Raw genomic sequence first — 18,577 nt, forward strand, 5'->3', positions numbered from 1 at the left:
ATGACGCCTCATCTCAGCTACCCCCCATTCCGCCTTGGGCGGCGATCATGGTGATCCGGAGGGAGTGAACCGCCTTGTCCAGTCCGGGTGCGATATCGCCCAGCCGGTCCGTCAGTGCCTCGATGCGGTCCTTGTGGTCCCTGCTGTCCTTGCGCGAGAGGACCGCCGGGATGCCGCCCGCCGCGGCCAGCGCCAACAGCGCGGCATCGGCAGGAGCGAGCCGATCGGCAGGATCCCGGGCATGGAGGATGGCGGACGCCCCGTCCTGAAGGGCTTTGACGGCCACCGGGTCCGTCACCGTCAGCTGCCTCTTGGAACCCCGGCCGAAGGACGATTTCTCCTTCTCCTCGATCGTGAGCACGCCCAGGGCTGCGAGCTGGTGCTCGACCGCTTCCAGAGTCTCCTTGCGGTCGTATCGCAGCCACGCCTTCCAGCTGCGTCGGTGCGCCCCGACGTCTCCCAGCGCCTTGTCCAGGACGGAATCTCCCGTGGAGCCGGCTGCCGCCACCGCCGCAGCTCCTTCCACTTCGGTGAGGTGACCGCGTATCGCCAGTTCAGTGAGCACTGCGGCGCGCAGCAGGAAGCCTGTGCGGGGCCGGTCGAAGAGGTTCTGAGCAGCGGTGTCGTAGGCGGTCAGATACATGCAGTGGTGCAGTGGTTCGGTCATGACGACGACGCTACGGCGGTCGTGCCGAGAGCTGATCCGTCCAGCGGATGGACCCTCACTGGGCAGAAAGGATGATCACGGTCACCACTCATCCTGAAGGATGAGTGGTGGCGCCCAGGCGAGCAGCCGCTCCGTGCCGCCGGCGTCAGACGTGGCGCGGGCGGACCAGCCCGTGGTCGTACGCGGCGACCGCCGCCTGCACCCGGTCGCGCAACTGCAGCTTGCGCAGCACCGCCGACACATGGCTCTTGACCGTCGCCTCCGACAGCACCAGCTGCCGGGCGATCTCCGCGTTGGACAGCGCCTGCCCGATGAGGGTGAGGACCTCGATCTCGCGCTCCGAGAGCTCGGCAAGGGCGGCCGGCGCGGGACGGGCGGCGGGCGCCGCGGTGCGCACGAAGCGGTCCAGCATCCGCCGGGTCACGCTCGGGGCCAGCAGGGCGTCGCCGCGCGCCGTGACCCGGATGGCGTCGGCCAGTTCGCCCGGCCTGATGTCCTTGAGCAGAAATCCGCTGGCCCCGGCTCGCAGCGCGTCCAGCACATGCTCGTCGAGGTCGAAGGTGGTCAGCACAAGAACCCGGGCGGCGCTGCCGGAAGCGACGATCTCCCGGGTCGCGTCGATGCCGTCCATGACGGGCATCCGGACATCCATCAACACCACGTCAGGTCTCATCTGCCGTACCAGCCGCACCGCGTGCTGCCCATCGGCCGCCTCGCCCACCACTTCGAGATCGTCTCTGGCATCGATGATCATGCGGAATCCGCCGCGAACCAGCGCCTGATCGTCGGCCACCACCACCCGGATCGTCACGGCGCGTAGCCTATCGGTAGCTCCGCCCGTACCTCGAAACCGCCGGTCTCCCCCGGTCCGGCCGCCAGGTTCCCGCCGAGCAGCGACGCCCGCTCCCGCATCCCCATCAGGCCGCGCCCGGCGCCCGCCGAGTGCGGTGAACGGCCCGGGGGCCACCGCCCGTTGTCGACCACCGCGATATGGACGTACTCGGGATCGTAGGACACCGAGACCCGCACCTCCGTGGCGTCCACCGCATGACGCAGGGTGTTCGTCAGGGCTTCCTGCACAATCCGATACCCCGCCAGGTCCACCGCGGCCGCCGGCGCGGCGGTCCGCCCCTCCTGGCGGATCTCCACGCTGACCCCGGCGGCGCGGACCGGCGCCGCCAGCTCGTCGAGCTGCGCCATACCGCGCGGCGGCTGCCGCCCGTCGTCGACAGGGTCAGGGCGGACCGAGTGCAGTAGTACCCGCAGTTCGCTCAGTGCGGACCGGCCCGCGTCGTCGATGGCGCGCAGCGCCTGCCGGGCCTGCTCGGGGTTCTCGGTGAAGACGTCCTCGGCGGCGCCCGCCTGGATCACCATCACCGACACCGTGTGGGCGACCACATCGTGCACCTCACGGGCAATACGGGCGCGCTCCTCCGCCACCGCGCGGCGGGTCTCGGCGACGAGCCGGTCGTGCTGGGCCCGGCGCCACTGGCCGGCGGTCCAGGCGAGCGTCACCGCCAGCACATACGTCGGCACGCTCAACGTGCCGCCGCCCACCAGGGCGAGCGGCGCGAGCGCGAGCACCCCCAGCAGCCACCACCGCGACACCCGCGCCGGGCGCACGGTCGACAGCACGCAGAGGGCGAACTGCGCCGCCAGCAACGCCCCGCTCAGACTTACCGCCGGGAACAGCGACCACATCGCGAGGCCCATCACCGCGGTCGCCGCCAGCACGGTGGCCGGGCGGCGGATGACCCACCACAGTGCCACGGCCTGCGCCACGACGAGCACCAGTGCGAAGGTCAGCCGGCCGGCTCCCGAGTCCGCCTCGGTGCCGACGACCAGGACCGACGGCCCGGCCACCCCGAGCACCACCAGCGCGGACACCACCCGCAGCGCCCGGGCCGCCCGCGCGGACGGCCTGAACTCCCCGTCGACTGATCCCGGCTCCTGATCCACACGGAAACCCTATCCCCGGGTCGTTCCACGGCCTTGATCCGTAAGTGCCGCCCCCAACCCCCTGCGCCGTCGCGCCCGCGTCCCTCAGCAGATGGCCCCGGACCGGCCGTGGCAGCCCTCAGCAGATCCCGTACAAGGCCGAAGTCGACGCCGCCGGGCCGGCGGAAGCGCAGACAGCCCTTGCCCATGTCCTGTCCGGTCAGCCGTACCTTACGCGGTCGGGCCCTCGAGCTGGGTTCCTCCGGTGTTGCCGTCGGTGGGCGGTTGCTGGGGACGGGACCGCTTCAGCTCGTAGAAGCCGGGTACGGCGGCCAGCGCCAACGCGCCGTCCCACAATCGGCCGGCCTGCTCACCGCGGGGTACGGGTGCGACGACCGGCCCGAAGAACGCGACCCGCTCGCTGTCCACACCCCCAACGGCGATGACCGGGCTGCCCACTTCCGGACCGACCAGGCGCATGGCCTCCTCGTGCGAGGCGCGTACGGCCGCGTCGTACGCCGTGGCATCGGCCACCCGCGCCAGCTCTGCCGGCAGGCCGGCGTCGTCGAGCGCGGACTCGACGGCGCCCCACTCCCCGCGCTCATGGAGTCGCGTCCCCAGCGCCGTGAACAGCCGGCCCAACGCGGCCTGCCCGTACGCCTCCGCAACCGCCGCGCAGACGCGCACCGGTCTCCACAGGTAGCCGTCCACGTCGCCCTCGGGATCGTCATCGCGGTCCTCGTTGAGCACGGACAAGCTCATGACCCGCCAATTCACCTCCAGGGGGCGCACTTTCGTCGCCTCTATCAGCCATCGGGAGGTGAGCCAGGTGTAAGGGCAGGAAGGGTCGAACCAGAAGTCGGCGGTGTGCCGATCGGGCATGGCGGTTCCTCCTCTGAGTGGTGGGGAGAAGTTCGCGTCTACCCTTTACGGGCAACTGTGGGGCGTGCAACAGGGAATGTCCCGCAGGGGACGTCGCGCAGAAGGCGCGTGACGAGGTCTGCGGACTCGGGCTCTCGTTCAAGGTGGGCCATGTGGTGTCCAGCACGCGTTCATGACACGCGGCGTGGCGCAGGGTGGTGCGTTCCGAAGTCCGTGTGAGCTGTCTTTACAGGAGCCGGGCCACCGCCCGTCCCCTGGTGGTCGTATCTGAACCCTGTGGCCGTAGGCGCCGGGGCAAGCTGACGCGATCTCGGCGAGAGCTCAGGGACTCCGGGACTCCGGGACTCCGGGACTCCGGGACTCCGGGACTCCGGGACTCGCTACGGTGCGATGTCGATGACCATCTTCCCGCGCGGGTGCTCCTTCTCCAGGGCCTCGTATGCCGCACGGGTACGGGGCAGCGGGACCACCCGGTCGACCATCGGCCGCAGCTTCCCCCCGTCGATCAGCTCGGTGATCTTTTCCAGCTGGTCGCGGTAGGGCTCCACGATGAAGAAGACTCCGCGGGCTCCCCGTGCGGCGGCCTGTTCCGGGTCCGGCGGGGCGGCGATGCCCACCAGGACTCCGCCCGGCCGCAACACGTTCCATGAGCGCGTCTGGGTCTCGCCGCCCACCAGGTCGATGACCACATCGACGTCTCTGACGTGGTCCTCGAAGCGTTGGGCCGTGTAGTCGATGACCTCGTCGGCGCCCAGGCGGGCGACGAAGTCGAGGTCGCGGGTGGACGCGGTCGCGGTGACGCGTGCGCCCAAGGCGGCGGCGATCTGCACGGCGAACGAGCCGACCCCTCCGGCACCACCCTGGATCAGCACCTGCTGCCCGGGTTCCAGAGCGGCATGGTCGACCAGCGCCTGCCAGACGGTGAGCGCGGCCAGCGGTACGGCTGCGGCCTCGGTGTGGTCCAAGGTCTTCGGCTTGGCGGCCAGGATGTCCGCCGGCACGCTGACGTACTCGGCGGCGGCCCCGTCGTGCACGAACGGGATGAGCCCGTACACGGCGTCGCCGACCACAGGTGTGGTCACCCCGGGTCCGAGTCCGGCCACGACCCCCGACATCTCATGGGAGGGGATGGTCGGGGTCCGGTCGCGGCCGCTCCCGTCGAGGCTGTCGGTCCAGGTGGCGGGCCAGGTGAGTTCGCCGGCGGTGATGGAGGCGGCGCGGACGGCTACGAGGGCCTCCCCGCGGCCGGGCTCGGGACGCGAGGAAGCCTCGTAGACCAGCTGCTCGGGACCACCGCGGGTGTGCGCTCGGACAGCGTGCATGGTGGACATGAAGATCACCTCGTCGCTACGGCGGATCGGTTGTGGGAGGAGCCGGTCGGCGAATCGGGTGTGGGGAGCCGGTCGGCGAATCGGGTGTGCGACGGGTCCGGCACCCGGCCGGACTGCGGGAACGCCGGCTCCGGGCCCCGAGCACGGCTGTACGGCCCGGGGCGTGCTGCGACTGCGCGACGCGAGGCCGGCGAGGCTCCAGCACGCCGTTTCAGCGTAGGCCGCCCCCTGGACGCCGTCGACCGGCCCGGGCCTGTCCGACGGGTCCGCGTGACTGACCTACGTTGCGATCGTTCCGGTCGGCGTGGGGCGCGGTGATCTGTCGAACGAGGAATGGGCCCGTCTCGGGCCTCACTTGCCGAAGGACGTTGGACGCGGCGGGCGTTGGAAGAACCACCGTCGGGTGATCAACGGAATCCTGTTCCGTCAGCGGACCGGCATCCCGTGGCGGGATCTGCCGACGCGGTTCGGGAAGTGGAAGACGGTTCATGACAGGCATCGCAGATGGTCAGCGGACGGCACGTGGGACAGGATTCTGCGGGCCGTCCAGGCCGACGCCGACGTGGAGGGCCGCATCGACTGGAGTGTAGTGAGCGTGGACTCCACAATCTGCCGTGCCCACCAGCATGCCGCTGGTGCCCTTCACCGGCCGGACCGGATACCGGGACTACGCAGCCGACCCGTTCCGCATCGGCCCGACGAAGCGGTAGACAGATCCGACACACCATTCCCAAGCGGAGGGACCAGCGGGCCAACCGCAGGCGGCGTGGCGGCCGCGGCGGTCGGCCCGCCGGTTTCGACAGGGCCCGCTATACGCGCAGAAACGAGGCCGAACGAACAATCCACGCGCTTAAAGGCTTCCGCGCCGTAGCGACCCGATTCGATGAGCGGGCCTATGTCTTCCACGGCACCGTAACTGTGGCTGCGGTTCGGCTCTGGCTCCGCTCATGACGCGCTCTCGCCTCTCCCCTCGCGGAGGTTGTGGAACCCGGTGTACTGGTCGTACATCAGGTCGTAGAAGGAGTCGAAGCGTTCCGGTCCCATCCCTGACCACGAGGCGAGCCAGTATCCGGCCCATTCGCCGCGCTCGTCGACGTCCTTGGGGTCGAGGAGCATGACGGCGGCGTCGCCCTCGAGAGAGAGGCGCAGGGAACGGGCGAGGATCTCGCCCTCGGGCTCTATGTCCTCGTCGTCCTCGTCGTCCTCGTCGTCCTCGTCGTCCTCGTCGTCCTCGTCGTCCTCGTCGTCCTCGTCGGCGAACTCGGTGTCGCTGTATGCCTCGATCCAGCCGGAGTCATCGGTATCGGCCAGCCAGGCGAGCTCAGAGCTGCCCGCGAGCCGGTAGATGAAGTTCCCCGCTTCCCGCCAGCCGTTGGTGGTCAGCAGGAACTCGCGGAGCGAGGGCGGCAATGCCCGGCCCAGGCGGGCCTCGGCTGCCGCGACCTCATCCACACTCGCCGGGGCGAATCCGAGCCAGCCGTTGCGCACAGCCCCCTCATCCAAGGGCGCGTCGCGCTCGGGATCGTGCCCGGCGATCCACTCCTCGCTCCAGAGTTTGAGGAACGGCTGCCACTGCTCGCGGTTCATGCGCTTCCCTTTCGCGTCGAACATCGTCGAACGTCACTCCGCCAACAACAGCACATGGGTCTGACATCCCTTGTCCCGCCCGACGTTCGGCAGGTGCGGCTTCAACCGAGCCCACTCTGCATCGGACAGCTCACCCCGCTCCATACGACCGCGAACGGTCCACGATGCAAGCCGTCACCGACCCATCGGACAGGCCCTAGCTCACCAGCCCTTCACACCGTCGTGACTCCGGTCGCTCAGACTTCGATGGCACACGCTCAAAGTCCGGTGTCACAGGACATGAGCACTTCAGCTGGCCAGTGAGCGTTCGCGTTGGCCGCTGAGTGTTCCGTTTCGACGGCTTGACCAGGCGGGGCGGCGTGGACGCCGAGCCAGCCAGGCTCTACCGGTACTCTTCGCGCCCGCACGCGGTGGCTGCCTCTGTTGATCCAGTGGCTACGAGGAACTCCGGCGGCTCTCGCTCTCCTCTCTGTAAATGGTGCCGCCAAAATTCGCCAACGTAGAACGAAGCCGCGGGATCATCGCGGCGTGATTGAGGGAAGAAGGCGCCGCCGGCACTTACGCTGACCTGTTCCAGGCGCTCCCACGTAAGCGAGAACGAGTTGTCCTGCCAGCGCATACTTCTTTCGTCTACGACAGTAATTCCTTGCTCGTTCACCGTGAATCGGTCGCGACCGTCGAATGCATCTCCGGTGAACAAATCCACAATGGCGATAATGAGTAGCCCTCAGAAAATTGGAGTACCGAAAAGAATATCCCCGGCGAAATTAATGCCCGCCTGTACGCTATGTTTGGGATGGAGAATAATGAGCGGCAGGGCCAGTACCGTGAACAGCCCAGCGAAGCACACCACTCCATTGACCATGGCTGTCACCGTCTGACGGGCGCGGCTCGCAGTCGTGGTCAGCCGGAAGGCTTCCGGAGCGCGTCCACCGGCCTTGGAGCCACCGCTGACCTGCGCTTCCGTAGCAACCGACACGTGGAGCCCCGGCTCGATTGCACCAGAATCGCCGCCCGGTACGGCCCGTTCCTCGACGGCGACAGTTCACCAAGCAAGCGAATTTCATCCCGTTCGTCGATCATCGTGGCCACCGGCGGCGGAAGCCAGGGACTAGATAGGTTCTGTCCGGCAGATCATGTGACTACTAGGCTGCCACGACGGACCGAGTAACCGATGTGCCCGAGAGCTTCGCCCAGCCCGCAGATCCGGACCAGGCGAATGACTACGACAGCTTCGCCGAGGCGTACTCGGCGGAAACCGAGAACAACCTCGTGAACGCGCACTACGCGCGGCCCGCGATATTAGCCCTCGCCGGAGACGTGGCCGGCCGTCGGATCCTGGACGCCGGCTGTGGCTCAGGCCCCCTGTCCGCTGCACTGCGCGATCGCGGTGCGGTCGTCACCGGCATCGACGCCAGCGCCGGGATGCTGGCGTTGGCCAGGCGGCGGCTCGGTGACGACGTAGCCCTGCACGTGGTCGACCTGAGCGACCGCCTGCCGTTCGCCGACGGTGCGTTCGACGACGTGGTCGCGTCGCTGGTCCTGCACTACCTGGAGGACTGGGGGCCGACGCTGGCCGAGCTACGGCGAGTGCTCAGGCCCGGCGGCCGGCTGATCGCTTCGGTGGACCACCCTGTTGCGGCTTACACGTTCCAGGATCCTCGGCCCGACTATTTCGCGACCACCAGCCATACCTTCGACTGGACGTTCAACGGACAGTCCGTCCCGATGAGGTTCTGGCGCAGGCCGTTGCACGCGATGACCGATGCCTTCACCGCCGCTGGCTTCCGCCTTGCCGTCATCAGCGAGCCGCAGCCCGACCCGGCCGCCTGTGAACTGTTCCCCGACGGCTTCCATGACCTTTCGACCAAACCCAACTTCCTGTTCTTCGTCGTCGAGGTACCGCCGTCGACTACCGGCTCTGACGACTAGCCAGTGGCGGATCACGAGCGGAGCCGGAGTCGGATCGAGGCGACGATGACGGTGCCGTGGAAGATGTAGGCGCGTTTGTCGAACCTCGTGGCCGCTGCCCGGAAGTTCTTCAGGGTGTTGATTGTCCGCTCCACTTCGTTCCTGCGCTTGTAGATCGTCTTGTCGAAGCCGACGGGTCGGCCGCCCTTTCTGCCGCGGGCTTGCCGGTTGGCCCGCTGCGTCTTCGGCTCGGGGATGGTGTGCTTGATCTGGCGTCGTCTCAGGTGGCGACGGTTGCGGCGGGACGAGTACGCCCTATCGCCGCCGAGGTGGTCCGGCCTGGTGCGCGGGTGTCCGCCGCCCGGCCGGCCGACGCGGATGCGTTCCATGACCGGGATGAGCTGCGGGGCCTCGCCCCACTGGCCCAGGGTGACCAGCAGGGCCAGCGGGCTGCGCCCGCCCTCACCGACGAGATGGATCTTGCAGGTCAGGCCGCCCCGGGAGCGTCCGAGTCCCTCGTCGGGGCGGTGCTCCCGGGGCGTGCGTCTTTTCCCGGCACTCGCGGAACGCTCCTGCGGGCCCCGGCGGCGTGCTGGTGGGCCCGGCAGGTGGTCGAATCGACGTTCACCATCGACCAGTCGATCCGGCCTTCAGCGTCGGCGTCGGCCAGGACGGCCGCGAAGATCTTGTCCCACGTGCCGTCTGCCGACCAGCGTCTGTGTCGCTCGTACACGGCCTTCCACGGACCGAAACGTGCAGGCAGATCCCGCCATGGCATCCCGGCGCGAACCCGGCACAAGATCCCGTTGATGAGCCTGCGATGACTGGCTCAACGGCCACCACGCTGCCCGGATTTCGGCAGACGTGGCCTGAGTCGAACCCACTCCGCGTTCGTCAGATCTCCCCGCCTCATGACCATGCCAACGATCCGGGACCACGACGGTCACAAGATCCGCCGGACAGGCCATTGGACGTGTCCGATGGGTCGCGTGGCCTCTTCCCCCACTCACACCCGTGTTAGCCGGTTGTTAGCGGAGCGGCAGCTTCTCGATAGTGGCCCAGACCAGAGTGGGTGACGTACCGAGGAGACAACGACACCGACTGCCCCCGGGGGGACCTGAAATGAGCTCCAGCACCACTGCCCGCACCGCCCGTCGCCGCACCCTGCGCATTGCCGCCGTGGCCCTGACCGCAGCCGCCGGCCTCACCCTGACCGCCTGCTCCGGCTCGGACGCCGCCGACGCGAAGTCCGCGGGCCACACGAGCACGAACTCTGCCGCCGCCAAGTCCACCGCCTCGGGCTGGTCCGGAATTCAGAGCTCTGATGGCAAGGCGAGCCCCGATGCCAAGATCGGCACCAAGTCGGTCGCTGCGGGCAAGCAGTCGGGCGGCGCGCAGTCCGCCAGGGCCAAGACGGGATCCCCGGTCCGCACCCAGACCCTGGTGGACGGCAGCACGGCCAAGATCTACGACCTCGGCTCCCAGCGCTACCGCGCCGAGATCGTCAGCGACGGTTCGGTCGTGGCCACGATGGAGACGACGGGGCAGAACGCCGACGCCGGGCTCGATGCCAACGGCATGTACGTCGTGCTCACGATGGGCGGCGAGGTCCACTCCTGGATGGGCGGCGAGCACCAGGGACCGGGCACTTTCAAGCTCGCGGGCGGCTGGACGGCCAAGGTCACGAAGGTCGGCGAGCTGCGGTACCGCGCGCAGATCATCGGCTCCGAGGGCGTGGCCGCCACGCTGGAGACGAACGGGCACGACGTGGGGGTCGACGCCAACGGCGTGTACATCGTGCTCAGCGCCGGCGGTGTGATCAGCGCCCACAAGTAAAGACCCGCCCGGCTGTGGCGGTGCAGCCACCGCCGGCGGGGCAGCCCCACCGCCACAGAGACGGAAGCGTTCTGCGCACTCACGCACACCATGCGTCATGCATGGCCTGAACATGACGAACGTCAACCTGTGTCGCCCAGGCGGCACTTGGGATGATCCGAGAGGTCTGCTGGATGAAGATTCGCCGTGTACTGACGGCCGCCGCAGCGGCTGCCGTGATAGCGCCCGCCGCCGTACTGGCCGCGCCTGCCGCCGCGTTCGCAACGGAGCCGGTGTCCGAGGCCGGTCCCCGCACGCCCGCCTCTCCCGACTCCCCCGATGCCGCAACACCGGCGGACCGGCCAGCGGATTCCGCAACGAGCGGCGGCGGAACGGGTAACCCGGACGAGCCGCGGCGCCCGGGCGAAGCCGCTGCCGGTGGCTTAGCATCCCAGGACCGCGATGGGGCCGCCCGTCCCGCCCCAGGGAAGCCGCCGAAAGCCGCCGGGACCGCCGAAGGGACCACTCAGGGGACCACCGGCGCGGGTGGTGCCGCCGGTGGAGGCAAGGACGCCGGTGATTCCGATGGTGCGGGTCAGTCCTGCGCGTTCGAGTCCGACCAGTTGCACGTGGCAGTCCACGGGCTGCCGCCCCAGCTGACTGCGGGCGGCGCCTGGACCCCCTTCTCCATGACGCTCACCAACACCACCGGCAAGCCCCTGGGGGAGGTCCAGCCCTTCCTGCTCGTATCCTCCGCCGAAGATGTCGACCGGCCGTACTGGGAGCTGGAGACCGAGTACCGCGACGCCAAGACGGGGCGGTGGAAGACCTTCCATGACGCGGCGCCCGACGACCTGTTCGGCTTCTTCGCCGTCGGTCCGCGCAGCACCATCACGCTCCAACTGCGCACCCGCGTGGTCAAGGACGCCAAGCCCGGCGCCGGGTACGCGCTCGCCGCCGGCGACTACCGCAATCGCGGCGGTTCCTGTGGTTCGGCCAAGGAAGCCTGGTACGACTTCACCATCCTCCCCGCGGGCGCGAAGCCGACGCAGCCCCCGACCACCAAGCCGAGTGAGCCGGGCAAGCCGGGTGGCACGGCCGAGCCCAGCCAGAGCGCCGCGTCCGGTGGCGGTAGGGGTGGTTCCGATTCCACCGGTGGCCTCAGCCCGCAGGGCGGCGCCCACCTCGCCGCGACCGGCTCCTCGTCCGCGCTCCCGGCGTTCGCTCTCGCCGGCGGAGCCGCGATCGTGGTCGGCGCGGGTGCGGTCATCGGCGTGCGCCGCCGGAAGGGCGTGGCCGGTCCGGACGCCACGGACGTCACCGTGTAAGCCCAACCATTTCTCTAAGAACCTGATAACCCAAGGATCCATGGCCTTAGAGCTCAATGACGCTGGAAACAAAGGCTCCAAGGGTCCGAAGAGCCAGGAATGAGATCTTCATGAAACTGCGCCGCGCCCTGTCGGTCTCGGCCGCGACGGCCGCCCTGCTCCCCGTGGCGGTGGCCGCCGCGCCCGCCTCCCAGGCGGCCCCTGCCGCGGAAATCCCGACGTGCTACGACCTCGACACCGCCTACGGGCAGTACCACAACAACACCTTCGCGGGCCGCTCGTTCGGCATACCCAAGTCGATCACTCTCGGCACTCACTGGACGACCTACACCGCCACGCTCACCAACGCCTCGGCGAAGGAGCTGAAGTCGTTCGAACTCAGCGCCAAGCTGGGCAGTTATGTCTACAACGAGGGCGAGCGCGACCTGAGCCCGTACGGCGATCTGCAGTACTGGGACACCTCGCAGCGCGCCTGGAAGACGCTGCGCCAGGCCGATGGAAACGCCCGCGGCACCATCCCCGGCCCGAAGACGCTGAAGCCCCGCGAGTCCGTCCACGTGCAGCTGCGGTTCAGGGTGAGTAAAGACCTGCCCCTGGACCAGACGTACGACGCGTTCACCGGCCTCACCGGCACCTTCATCGACCGCTACCGCGACATGGACTGCACGGCCCACGGCGACGCCGGCGGCGGTTTCTACCCCCGCAAGGGGTGAAACCTGCGGGGAGGGCTGCTGCCGTCGCGGCCCGACGGCAGCAGCCCCCTAGGTTCCGTCTGACGGGTCTTGCACGAAACCACAGGCGAATTGCGGCAACGGTCACGGGGCCGTGAAAGACATAAGCCCGTTTGCCGAACCTCGTGGCAACCGCCCGGTTGATCTTCAATTTCCCGATCAGCCGTTCCACTTCGTTCCTGCGGACATAGCGGGCCTCGTGGAAGCCGGTGGGCCGACCGCCACGGCTGCCACGCCGCAGGCGGTTGGCCTGCCGGTTCCTCGGCTCGGGGATGGTGTGCTTGATCTGACGGCGCCGCAGGTAGCGACGATTGTGCCGAGAGCTGTAGGCCCGGTCGCCGCTGAGGTGGTTTGGGCGGGTACGCGGGTGCCCGCCGTTGGGGCGGGGGACGCGGATGCCGTCCAGGACCGGAATCATCTGGGGTGCGTCGCCCCACTGACCTGGAGTGATCAACCGGGCCAAGGCCCGCAGGCCGCCTTCCCCAACTAGGTGGATCTTCGTGGTGAGTCCGCCGCGGGATCGGCCGAGCCCTTCGTCGTCCCGGTGGCGGGCAGGCCGGGCTCGCTTGCCCGCCCATTTCGGGGGCTGATGGCGGGCGCCCTCAGCGTGCTGGTGGGCCCGGCAGACCGTCGAGTCCACGCTCGCCATCGACCAGTCGATTCTCCCTTGGGCATCGGCATCGGCTCGGACGGCCCGCAGGATCCTCTCCCACGTGCCGTCCGCCGACCAGCGGCGATGCCGGTCGTATACCGTCTGCCACTTACCGAATCGGGCGGGCAGGTCGCGCCACGGGATACCGGTCCGTAACCGGAACAGAATCCCGTTGATCACTCTGCGGTGACACTTCCAACGCCCGCCCCGACCAACGTTCCTGGGCAAGTGCGGCTTCAGCCTGGCCCACTCCGCGTCATTGAGATCACCCCGCCCCACACGCCCTGGAACGAGTCCTCGCCCCCGTCGTCTCTAACCCGTCAGACAGGCGCTAAGGCAGATCATTTTTTTGCGTCGTGTACGTGCTTCCAGAAGGCCTGAAGAGCGCAGTCTTCGCGGGCCCATGCCGACTTCCGATGGAGGTTCAGGGGGAGTGAGGGTTACCCGCTGCCTCTGGATCGCTGCGAAGTGCGCGGGCCGCATCTGCTGCTGGTTTGATGGCTACGCACCACTCGCGGGCAGGAAGTTCGAGTTCGGGAAGGCACCGCCTCACGGCGGAAGTTGCCGCGAGGGCGGCGCTGATGGCCTCCGCGAAGGATTGCTCCTCCACGCGGTCGCTGCGTGCATTGCAGATCGCTTCCTCCAACGCCTTTGCCGCTTGAAGCGCGGCCATTCCCCGCTCGTGGAACGAATCGCAGGCGAGCCGTATCTGCTCTTCGAGCCTGGCTGCTCTTTGCGCCGCGTACTCCTTGATCACCTGATTCCGCGTTGCGCGTCCGGCGAGCGCAGCTCCGGCAGCCGCACCGACAGCACCTGTGATGCCGGCAACACTCGCGGCTAAGACCGCAGCATCCCCTGATCCATGGCGCCGGATCTTGCCGGATTGCGGGCGCAGCCGCCATAGCACGATGCCCGGATCTGCCACGGCGGGAGACCCGCCCGCTCGGCGCAATTTATTACCAACCAGCGCGATACGGACTCTTGGAGAATTATCTTCGATCGCCTGACCGTCGATGCGCTGCCAATCGATGAGACTCGTAGGCTGCTCGCTGAGGCAATCCGGGCACTGCGATGAGAACGAATGGGATGACATCCGCGTGCGTCATGTTTGCCGCCACATAAGGACCGCTGGCGGAACCGTTCACGCTGTACGGTCCGCACACGCAGCTCCAGTCTTCCTGCAGTGCCTGAATCGATGCCCACGCCCCGCATCGGCAGCAGCGGCGCGTCACATCGAACCAGCCGTCCAGCATGGTGGCGATGCATCTGTCCTCTCGACTCCGTGCTAGGGCCTGTGTGATGTTGTGATCAACCAGTTGGCTTCAGGAGGTCGTTGATCCAGATCATCGAGGCGCGGAGGTGGAGGCCGGCGAGGTAGCTCTCGGGCGTCTTGTCGTATCGAGTCGCGATGCCCCGCCAGGCCTTCAGCTTGTTGATCAGGCGCTCGACGGTATTCCGTTCCTTGTAGAGATCGGCGTTGTGGCGTGTGGGCCGGCCGCCCCGGCTGCCTTTCTTCTTCCGGTTGGCGGCTTGGTCCTTCTTCTCCGGGATGACTGCCTTGATGTTGCGTTTCCGCAGGTAGGAGCGGTTGGCGCGGGATGAGTAGGCTTTGTCCGCGGCGACAGCGGCAGGCCGGGTCCGGGGACGGCCGACAGGCAGACGGACCCTCACCTTTTGCAGCACGGGGACGAACTGGGGGCTGTCGGCGGCCTGTCCTGCGGTCAGGACGAGTGACAACGGACGGCACTTGCGGTCTGCGGCAAGATGAATCTTGCTCGTCAGCCCACCACGGGATCTGCCGAGCTGGGCTTCCTTCAAGCGGAGCTTGCGCCGTCGCCTGATGCGCCGCCGCTCTTCCTGCTCGGGGTCGTCATTGCCGTCCTGCCCGTTCTGTTCTGGCCGGCGGCCCCCTTTTGCCGGGCCCGCTCCTGCTCGGCGGCGGCTTCCTCAAGGGCGTCCATGACCTCCTTGCCGATGCGCATCCCGGCGGCGTCGTGGTGGGCGCGGGCGGCAGTGGAGTCCACGCTGACCAGGGACAAGTCCGTCTTCCCCTGGCGGGCGGCCTCGGCGATCACGCCTTCCAGCAGTGCGGTGAAGACACCGGCGTCCCTCCACACCCGAAAGCGGCCGTAGACCGTCGACCACGGGCCGAACTCATGCGGCATCTCCCGCCACTGACTGCTGGTGCGGAACCGCCAGATCACCCCCTCGAACTGCTCCCGCAGCCGCCCGGGGTACGGGCCGTACTCGCCTATCGGCAGGAACGGCTCGATCAACTTCCACTGCTCGTCGGTGAGTTGGCTACGCGTCACGACCGCCTTCCTACCGGATCCGCCTTCCGGGCGGATCCGGATCGCAAGATTGATCACGACATCACACAGGCCCTAACGGGGTGGGGCGTGCACGGCGTCCCGTCGTGGACCTTGTGCGCCAGAAGGCTCAGCAGCGCGCCGCGTCCACCGGCGGCATCATCATCGAGGCCCGGGCCCACTTCGGCTTCACCGCAGCCCTCGTCACCACCGATGACGGGCGGATCCGGCTGATCAGCCAGCACCTGCCCCCGCAGTTCGCGGCCCGGCCCTTCGACGCCCAAGCCGCCGGCGCCACCGAGCAGCAGCTGCAGAACATCGCCGCCGAAGGACTCCAGGAGATCTACTTCAAAAACCGCGGCCGCCGCGCCGACGGCCTCCTGGTCGAGTTCAGCGACATCGACTACGTGGAGCTCGACTACAGCTAGTACTTGTCGGAGGGCGAAAGCCACAAGCCGCTGTGGCTGACTACTTCAATTGGCCAGTGAGCGCGACATCTGGCCAGCTGAGCGTTCCGGAGCAATGCCCCGTACTCTCCGGCTGTGATAGTTCGCTGCGCCCAGATCATCAGCCCCACCAGTGGTGAGACCGTGCCGGAGCATCCCGGCATACGAATCGGAGAGGAGTATCCGGTTCTGGAGATCATCACCACAGCAGGTCGGTGCCTCCTGCGACTTCCAGAGCAGGGTTACAACGGGGGATCCAGAGAGAGTCCCGGGCTTTGGGACGCGGCCATGTTCACGGTCGTGGTGGACCGCGTTCCGAACTGCTGGGTTGCCCAGCTCGACGACGGACGGTTGACGCTGGCGCCCCCTGAGTGGCAACGACTTGGGTTCTGGGAAGAGTACTTCGACGACGTGCCGCGAGCGGTCGCACAGTACGGCCGTCAAAGGGCCCAAATCCTTGCTCAAGCTTGACCTGCGCCTTGAGAGCACGCATCCGCTTGAGAGACATGCTCAACTGGCCAACTATGAGCCCGCGCGGATAGGCGGCGTGGAAAGCCTCAGCATCACGTGGCTCGGCGTACCGCACACACGTATGACGAAGGGCCAACAAGGTGAACCTGGTCAACCTGAAGGCAGGAAAAGCACCGGACAACGCAGAGGGGAGGTCTGATTGTGCGCGATCCAATCTGACGGTCGGTTCGGCACAGATCTGCCCTGATGCTGCCGAAAGGCCGTCCCGACTCCGCACCGGCAAAATATCCGAGGAGCAGGAACGACGATGGCACCCGATCCGACAATCGCCCAGGTGACCATGACCCTGGCTGCCCTTGCAGCCACCGGGGCTACCCCGCGTCCGTCCGGGGAAACCCCGGAGCATCAGACCGAACGAATCATCACCGGCATCGACGCGCAACTGAGCGATCTCAGCCTTGCGACGCAGGGCGCGTGGAAGCTGGTGTGGCTCGCCCTGAGCGAGGCCAACGCCAATATGGCCTACATCGCACGGAGCACCAACGGCTCGAACGAGTTCGCCGTGGTCGCTCGCGGAACGGACGCCGATCTGACCGACATCCTCGAGGACCTCGAGGTCGGCACAGTCGTCCCGTTCCCCGAAAGCGGATCGCCGAAGCCCATCGCCGTTTCCAAGGGGGCGATGGATGCGTTCAAACGGGTTGTCAACGCCCGCTCGATCGCCTCACCCTCCCCGAACGTCACGCTCGCTCAGGCGCTCGCCGTCGCGCTCAAGGCGGCGCCCTCCTCGCCGCAGCCGACCGTCTATCTGACCGGTCACAGCCTGGGCGGTTGCATCGCCACCATGCTCGCGCCGTACCTGCAGGCACAGACCTGGCCGAAACAGCCGAAGTTCGCGGTGATCACCTATGCCGCTCCCACCGCCGGCACGCAGAGCTTCGTCGACTACTTCGACTCCGTGCCGTGGGTCATCGACGAGCGCCAGAACAACGCCTACGACCTGGTACCGCACGCGTGGGCCGATCTCGACACCACCGCCGGCTGGTACCCGAGCCCGGGACCGCAGGCGACCGAAGAAGTGAAGCTGCTCATCGGGGCGATCTCCAAGCGCACCAGGGGCAACGTCTACGTCCAGCCCGGCACGCTCTCCCTGATGAACACCGGATACACGAGCCTTGCCAAGAACCTGGTCAACAAGACCACCCAGGACTTCCTCGGGCAGGTCGCCTTCCAGCACGCCAACTCCACCTACCTGGACCTGGTGGGGGCGCCTGCCGTCCCTTCCGGGCCGGTGGTGACCGACGTGACCCCCACCTTCGGCGCACCAGGCGCCACGGTGACCATCAACGGCACCGGTTTCAGTCGGGACAGCATGGTCGACTTCGGCCAGTTCGCCTGCACCACGCGCGACATCGACCCCTCCGGCATCAGGATCACCGCTCAGGTCCCCAACGGAACCGGCGTCGTCCACGTCCGCGTCACCAACACCCTCGGCACCTCCCCGGCCGTCGCGATGGGGCAGTTCGCCTATGGCGGACCCGCACCTGTGGTGGTCAGTGCGGTCAGCCCGACCAGCGGAAAGGTCGGCACCCCGGTCACCATCAGCGGCTCGGGCTTCGCCGCTGGCGCCACCGTGCACTTCAAGGACAAGGCATCCGATTCGGTCAAGTTCGTCTCCACCGGCCAGATCACCGCAACCGCGCCCGGTCAGCTCGACGACCACCAGACGGTGAACATCACCGTGACGGTCGGCAAGGCCACCTCTCCCACCAGCCCGGCCGACGAGTTCACCTACACCGGACGGTAGCGTCCGCACGCCTCGTTCCCGGGGTGGCCCTTAGAGCAGCCCGGGCCCTTGCCGCCGACCGGTCGAACCGTGCCCGGGCGCGGGATCGCCGCAGGACCGTTCGCCCTGCGGCGATCAGGCCCCGGAGCTGTGCGGCACGGCCGAGCAGCTGCCGGGCGACCAGGCGTCCGGAACCCCCGGAGAGACCGGGGCCGGGATGAGTCGAGGCACCGATGTGCCAGAGTCCGGGTACCGCGGTGCGGTGGCGGCTCGACGACGGCCCCGGCCGCCAGATCAGGTTCGGGTCGAGCTCGGCGGAGCCGCCGTAGGGGTCGCCGCGGACGGCGTTGCGGTTGGCTGCGGCGATCCCCGCCGGACTGACCGCACTCCACCGGGTTACCAGGGCGCGCAGGCCCGGGGCATGCACCTCGATCCGGCCGAGCACCCGCTCCACATAGCCCGCGACCAGCCGCTCGTCGTCCCAACCCGCCGAGACGTCCAGCTCGCCCGCGGCATCGGACGACGGCGCGAACGGAACCTCCTGGAGCTGCACCCAGAGCGCGGCGCGGCCCGGCGGGACCCGTGAGGGGTCCAGTACGTGCTGCTGGCCCACCACGACCGGCCGTCGTCGGCAACAAGCTCCTGAACGGCGGTGGCATAGCCCAGCTGTACGAGGCGTACGGCGGCTTGGCCTCCGGCCGCATTCTGTTAGGGCCTGTCCGA

The 18,577-nt window shown here is 68.2% G+C and carries 14 protein-coding genes and 6 pseudogenes; 7 read left to right on the top strand and 13 right to left on the bottom strand.

Going from position 1 to position 18,577, the window contains the following annotated elements; all coding sequences use genetic code 11:
- Positions 1-13: 13 nt before the first annotated feature.
- The 6 genes and pseudogenes from KI385_RS01020 to KI385_RS01045 form a co-directional block, all read right to left on the bottom strand.
- A complete protein-coding gene (locus KI385_RS01020; RefSeq protein WP_238570353.1) occupies positions 14-667 on the bottom strand; it encodes a GOLPH3/VPS74 family protein in 654 nt (217 codons plus the stop codon).
- A 145-nt stretch (positions 668-812) separates the two neighbouring features.
- Positions 813-1,478, bottom strand: a complete 666-nt coding sequence (locus KI385_RS01025) for a response regulator (protein WP_238570354.1) — start codon at positions 1,476-1,478, stop codon at positions 813-815.
- The gene (locus tag KI385_RS01030; RefSeq protein WP_238570355.1) at positions 1,475-2,626 is read right to left on the bottom strand and encodes a sensor histidine kinase; all 1,152 of its coding nucleotides are present in this window, start codon (positions 2,624-2,626) and stop codon (positions 1,475-1,477) included. Before KI385_RS01030 ends, KI385_RS01025 begins: the two co-directional genes overlap by 4 nt.
- Before the next feature lie 95 nt (positions 2,627-2,721).
- Positions 2,722-2,832: pseudogene (locus tag KI385_RS01035) on the bottom strand (DUF1801 domain-containing protein); the annotation flags it as partial.
- Between the two features lie 4 nt (positions 2,833-2,836).
- Entirely contained in the window at positions 2,837-3,487 is a 651-nt protein-coding gene (locus KI385_RS01040; RefSeq protein ID WP_238570356.1) for a mycothiol-dependent nitroreductase Rv2466c family protein, read from the bottom strand.
- 380 nt (positions 3,488-3,867) lie between these two features.
- On the bottom strand, positions 3,868-4,818 hold the full coding sequence (locus tag KI385_RS01045; RefSeq protein WP_238570357.1) for an NADP-dependent oxidoreductase: 951 nt from the start codon (positions 4,816-4,818) through the stop codon (positions 3,868-3,870).
- Positions 4,819-5,122: 304 nt separating this feature from the next.
- Here KI385_RS01045 and KI385_RS01050 point away from each other — a divergent pair.
- Positions 5,123-5,769 (top strand): annotated as a pseudogene (locus KI385_RS01050) (IS5 family transposase).
- Here the strand turns inward: KI385_RS01050 and KI385_RS01055 are convergent.
- Both KI385_RS01055 and KI385_RS01060 read right to left on the bottom strand, forming a co-directional pair.
- Entirely contained in the window at positions 5,764-6,405 is a 642-nt protein-coding gene (locus tag KI385_RS01055) for an SMI1/KNR4 family protein (RefSeq protein ID WP_238570358.1), read from the bottom strand. The pseudogene KI385_RS01050 and the gene KI385_RS01055 sit on opposite strands and share 6 nt — an antisense overlap.
- A gap of 727 nt (positions 6,406-7,132) precedes the next feature.
- A complete protein-coding gene (locus tag KI385_RS01060) occupies positions 7,133-7,384 on the bottom strand; it encodes a hypothetical protein (RefSeq protein WP_238570359.1) in 252 nt (83 codons plus the stop codon).
- 197 nt (positions 7,385-7,581) lie between these two features.
- Between KI385_RS01060 and KI385_RS01065 the strand changes: the two genes are divergently transcribed.
- Positions 7,582-8,337, top strand: a complete 756-nt coding sequence (locus tag KI385_RS01065; protein WP_238570360.1) for a class I SAM-dependent methyltransferase — start codon at positions 7,582-7,584, stop codon at positions 8,335-8,337.
- Positions 8,338-8,348: 11 nt separating this feature from the next.
- Here KI385_RS01065 and KI385_RS01070 read toward each other — a convergent pair.
- Positions 8,349-9,229: pseudogene (locus KI385_RS01070) on the bottom strand (IS5 family transposase).
- A 209-nt stretch (positions 9,230-9,438) separates the two neighbouring features.
- Between KI385_RS01070 and KI385_RS01075 the strand changes: the two are divergent.
- From KI385_RS01075 to KI385_RS01085, 3 genes are all read left to right on the top strand, one after another.
- Positions 9,439-10,152, top strand: coding sequence for a hypothetical protein (locus KI385_RS01075; protein ID WP_238570361.1), 714 nt, complete (start codon positions 9,439-9,441; stop codon positions 10,150-10,152).
- Positions 10,153-10,760: 608 nt separating this feature from the next.
- Positions 10,761-11,459 carry an LPXTG cell wall anchor domain-containing protein gene (locus KI385_RS01080; RefSeq protein WP_238570362.1) on the top strand — a complete coding sequence of 233 codons (699 nt, stop codon included), beginning with the start codon at positions 10,761-10,763 and terminating at the stop codon, positions 11,457-11,459.
- Between the two features lie 110 nt (positions 11,460-11,569).
- Complete coding sequence (locus KI385_RS01085) at positions 11,570-12,172, top strand: hypothetical protein (RefSeq protein ID WP_238570363.1); 603 nt, start codon at positions 11,570-11,572, stop codon at positions 12,170-12,172.
- Positions 12,173-12,245: 73 nt separating this feature from the next.
- Here KI385_RS01085 and KI385_RS01090 read toward each other — a convergent pair.
- From KI385_RS01090 to KI385_RS01100, 3 genes and pseudogenes are all read right to left on the bottom strand, one after another.
- Positions 12,246-13,121: pseudogene (locus tag KI385_RS01090) on the bottom strand (IS5 family transposase); the annotation flags it as partial.
- 145 nt (positions 13,122-13,266) lie between these two features.
- The gene (locus KI385_RS01095; RefSeq protein WP_238570364.1) at positions 13,267-13,935 is read right to left on the bottom strand and encodes a hypothetical protein; all 669 of its coding nucleotides are present in this window, start codon (positions 13,933-13,935) and stop codon (positions 13,267-13,269) included.
- Between the two features lie 215 nt (positions 13,936-14,150).
- A pseudogene (locus KI385_RS01100) lies at positions 14,151-15,154 on the bottom strand (IS5 family transposase).
- A 113-nt stretch (positions 15,155-15,267) separates the two neighbouring features.
- Between KI385_RS01100 and tpg the strand changes: the two are divergent.
- A pseudogene (tpg, locus tag KI385_RS01105) lies at positions 15,268-15,579 on the top strand (telomere-protecting terminal protein Tpg); the annotation flags it as partial.
- An 829-nt stretch (positions 15,580-16,408) separates the two neighbouring features.
- Complete coding sequence (locus KI385_RS01110; protein ID WP_238577507.1) at positions 16,409-17,875, top strand: IPT/TIG domain-containing protein; 1,467 nt, start codon at positions 16,409-16,411, stop codon at positions 17,873-17,875.
- Here the strand turns inward: KI385_RS01110 and KI385_RS01115 are convergent.
- Complete coding sequence (locus KI385_RS01115) at positions 17,856-18,470, bottom strand: phytoene desaturase family protein (protein WP_238570365.1); 615 nt, start codon at positions 18,468-18,470, stop codon at positions 17,856-17,858. The two genes, KI385_RS01110 and KI385_RS01115, sit on opposite strands and share 20 nt — an antisense overlap.
- Between the last annotated feature and the right edge of the window lie 107 nt (positions 18,471-18,577).

This window comes from Streptomyces inhibens, from assembly GCF_022221585.1.
Taxonomy (GTDB): domain Bacteria; phylum Actinomycetota; class Actinomycetes; order Streptomycetales; family Streptomycetaceae; genus Streptomyces; species Streptomyces inhibens.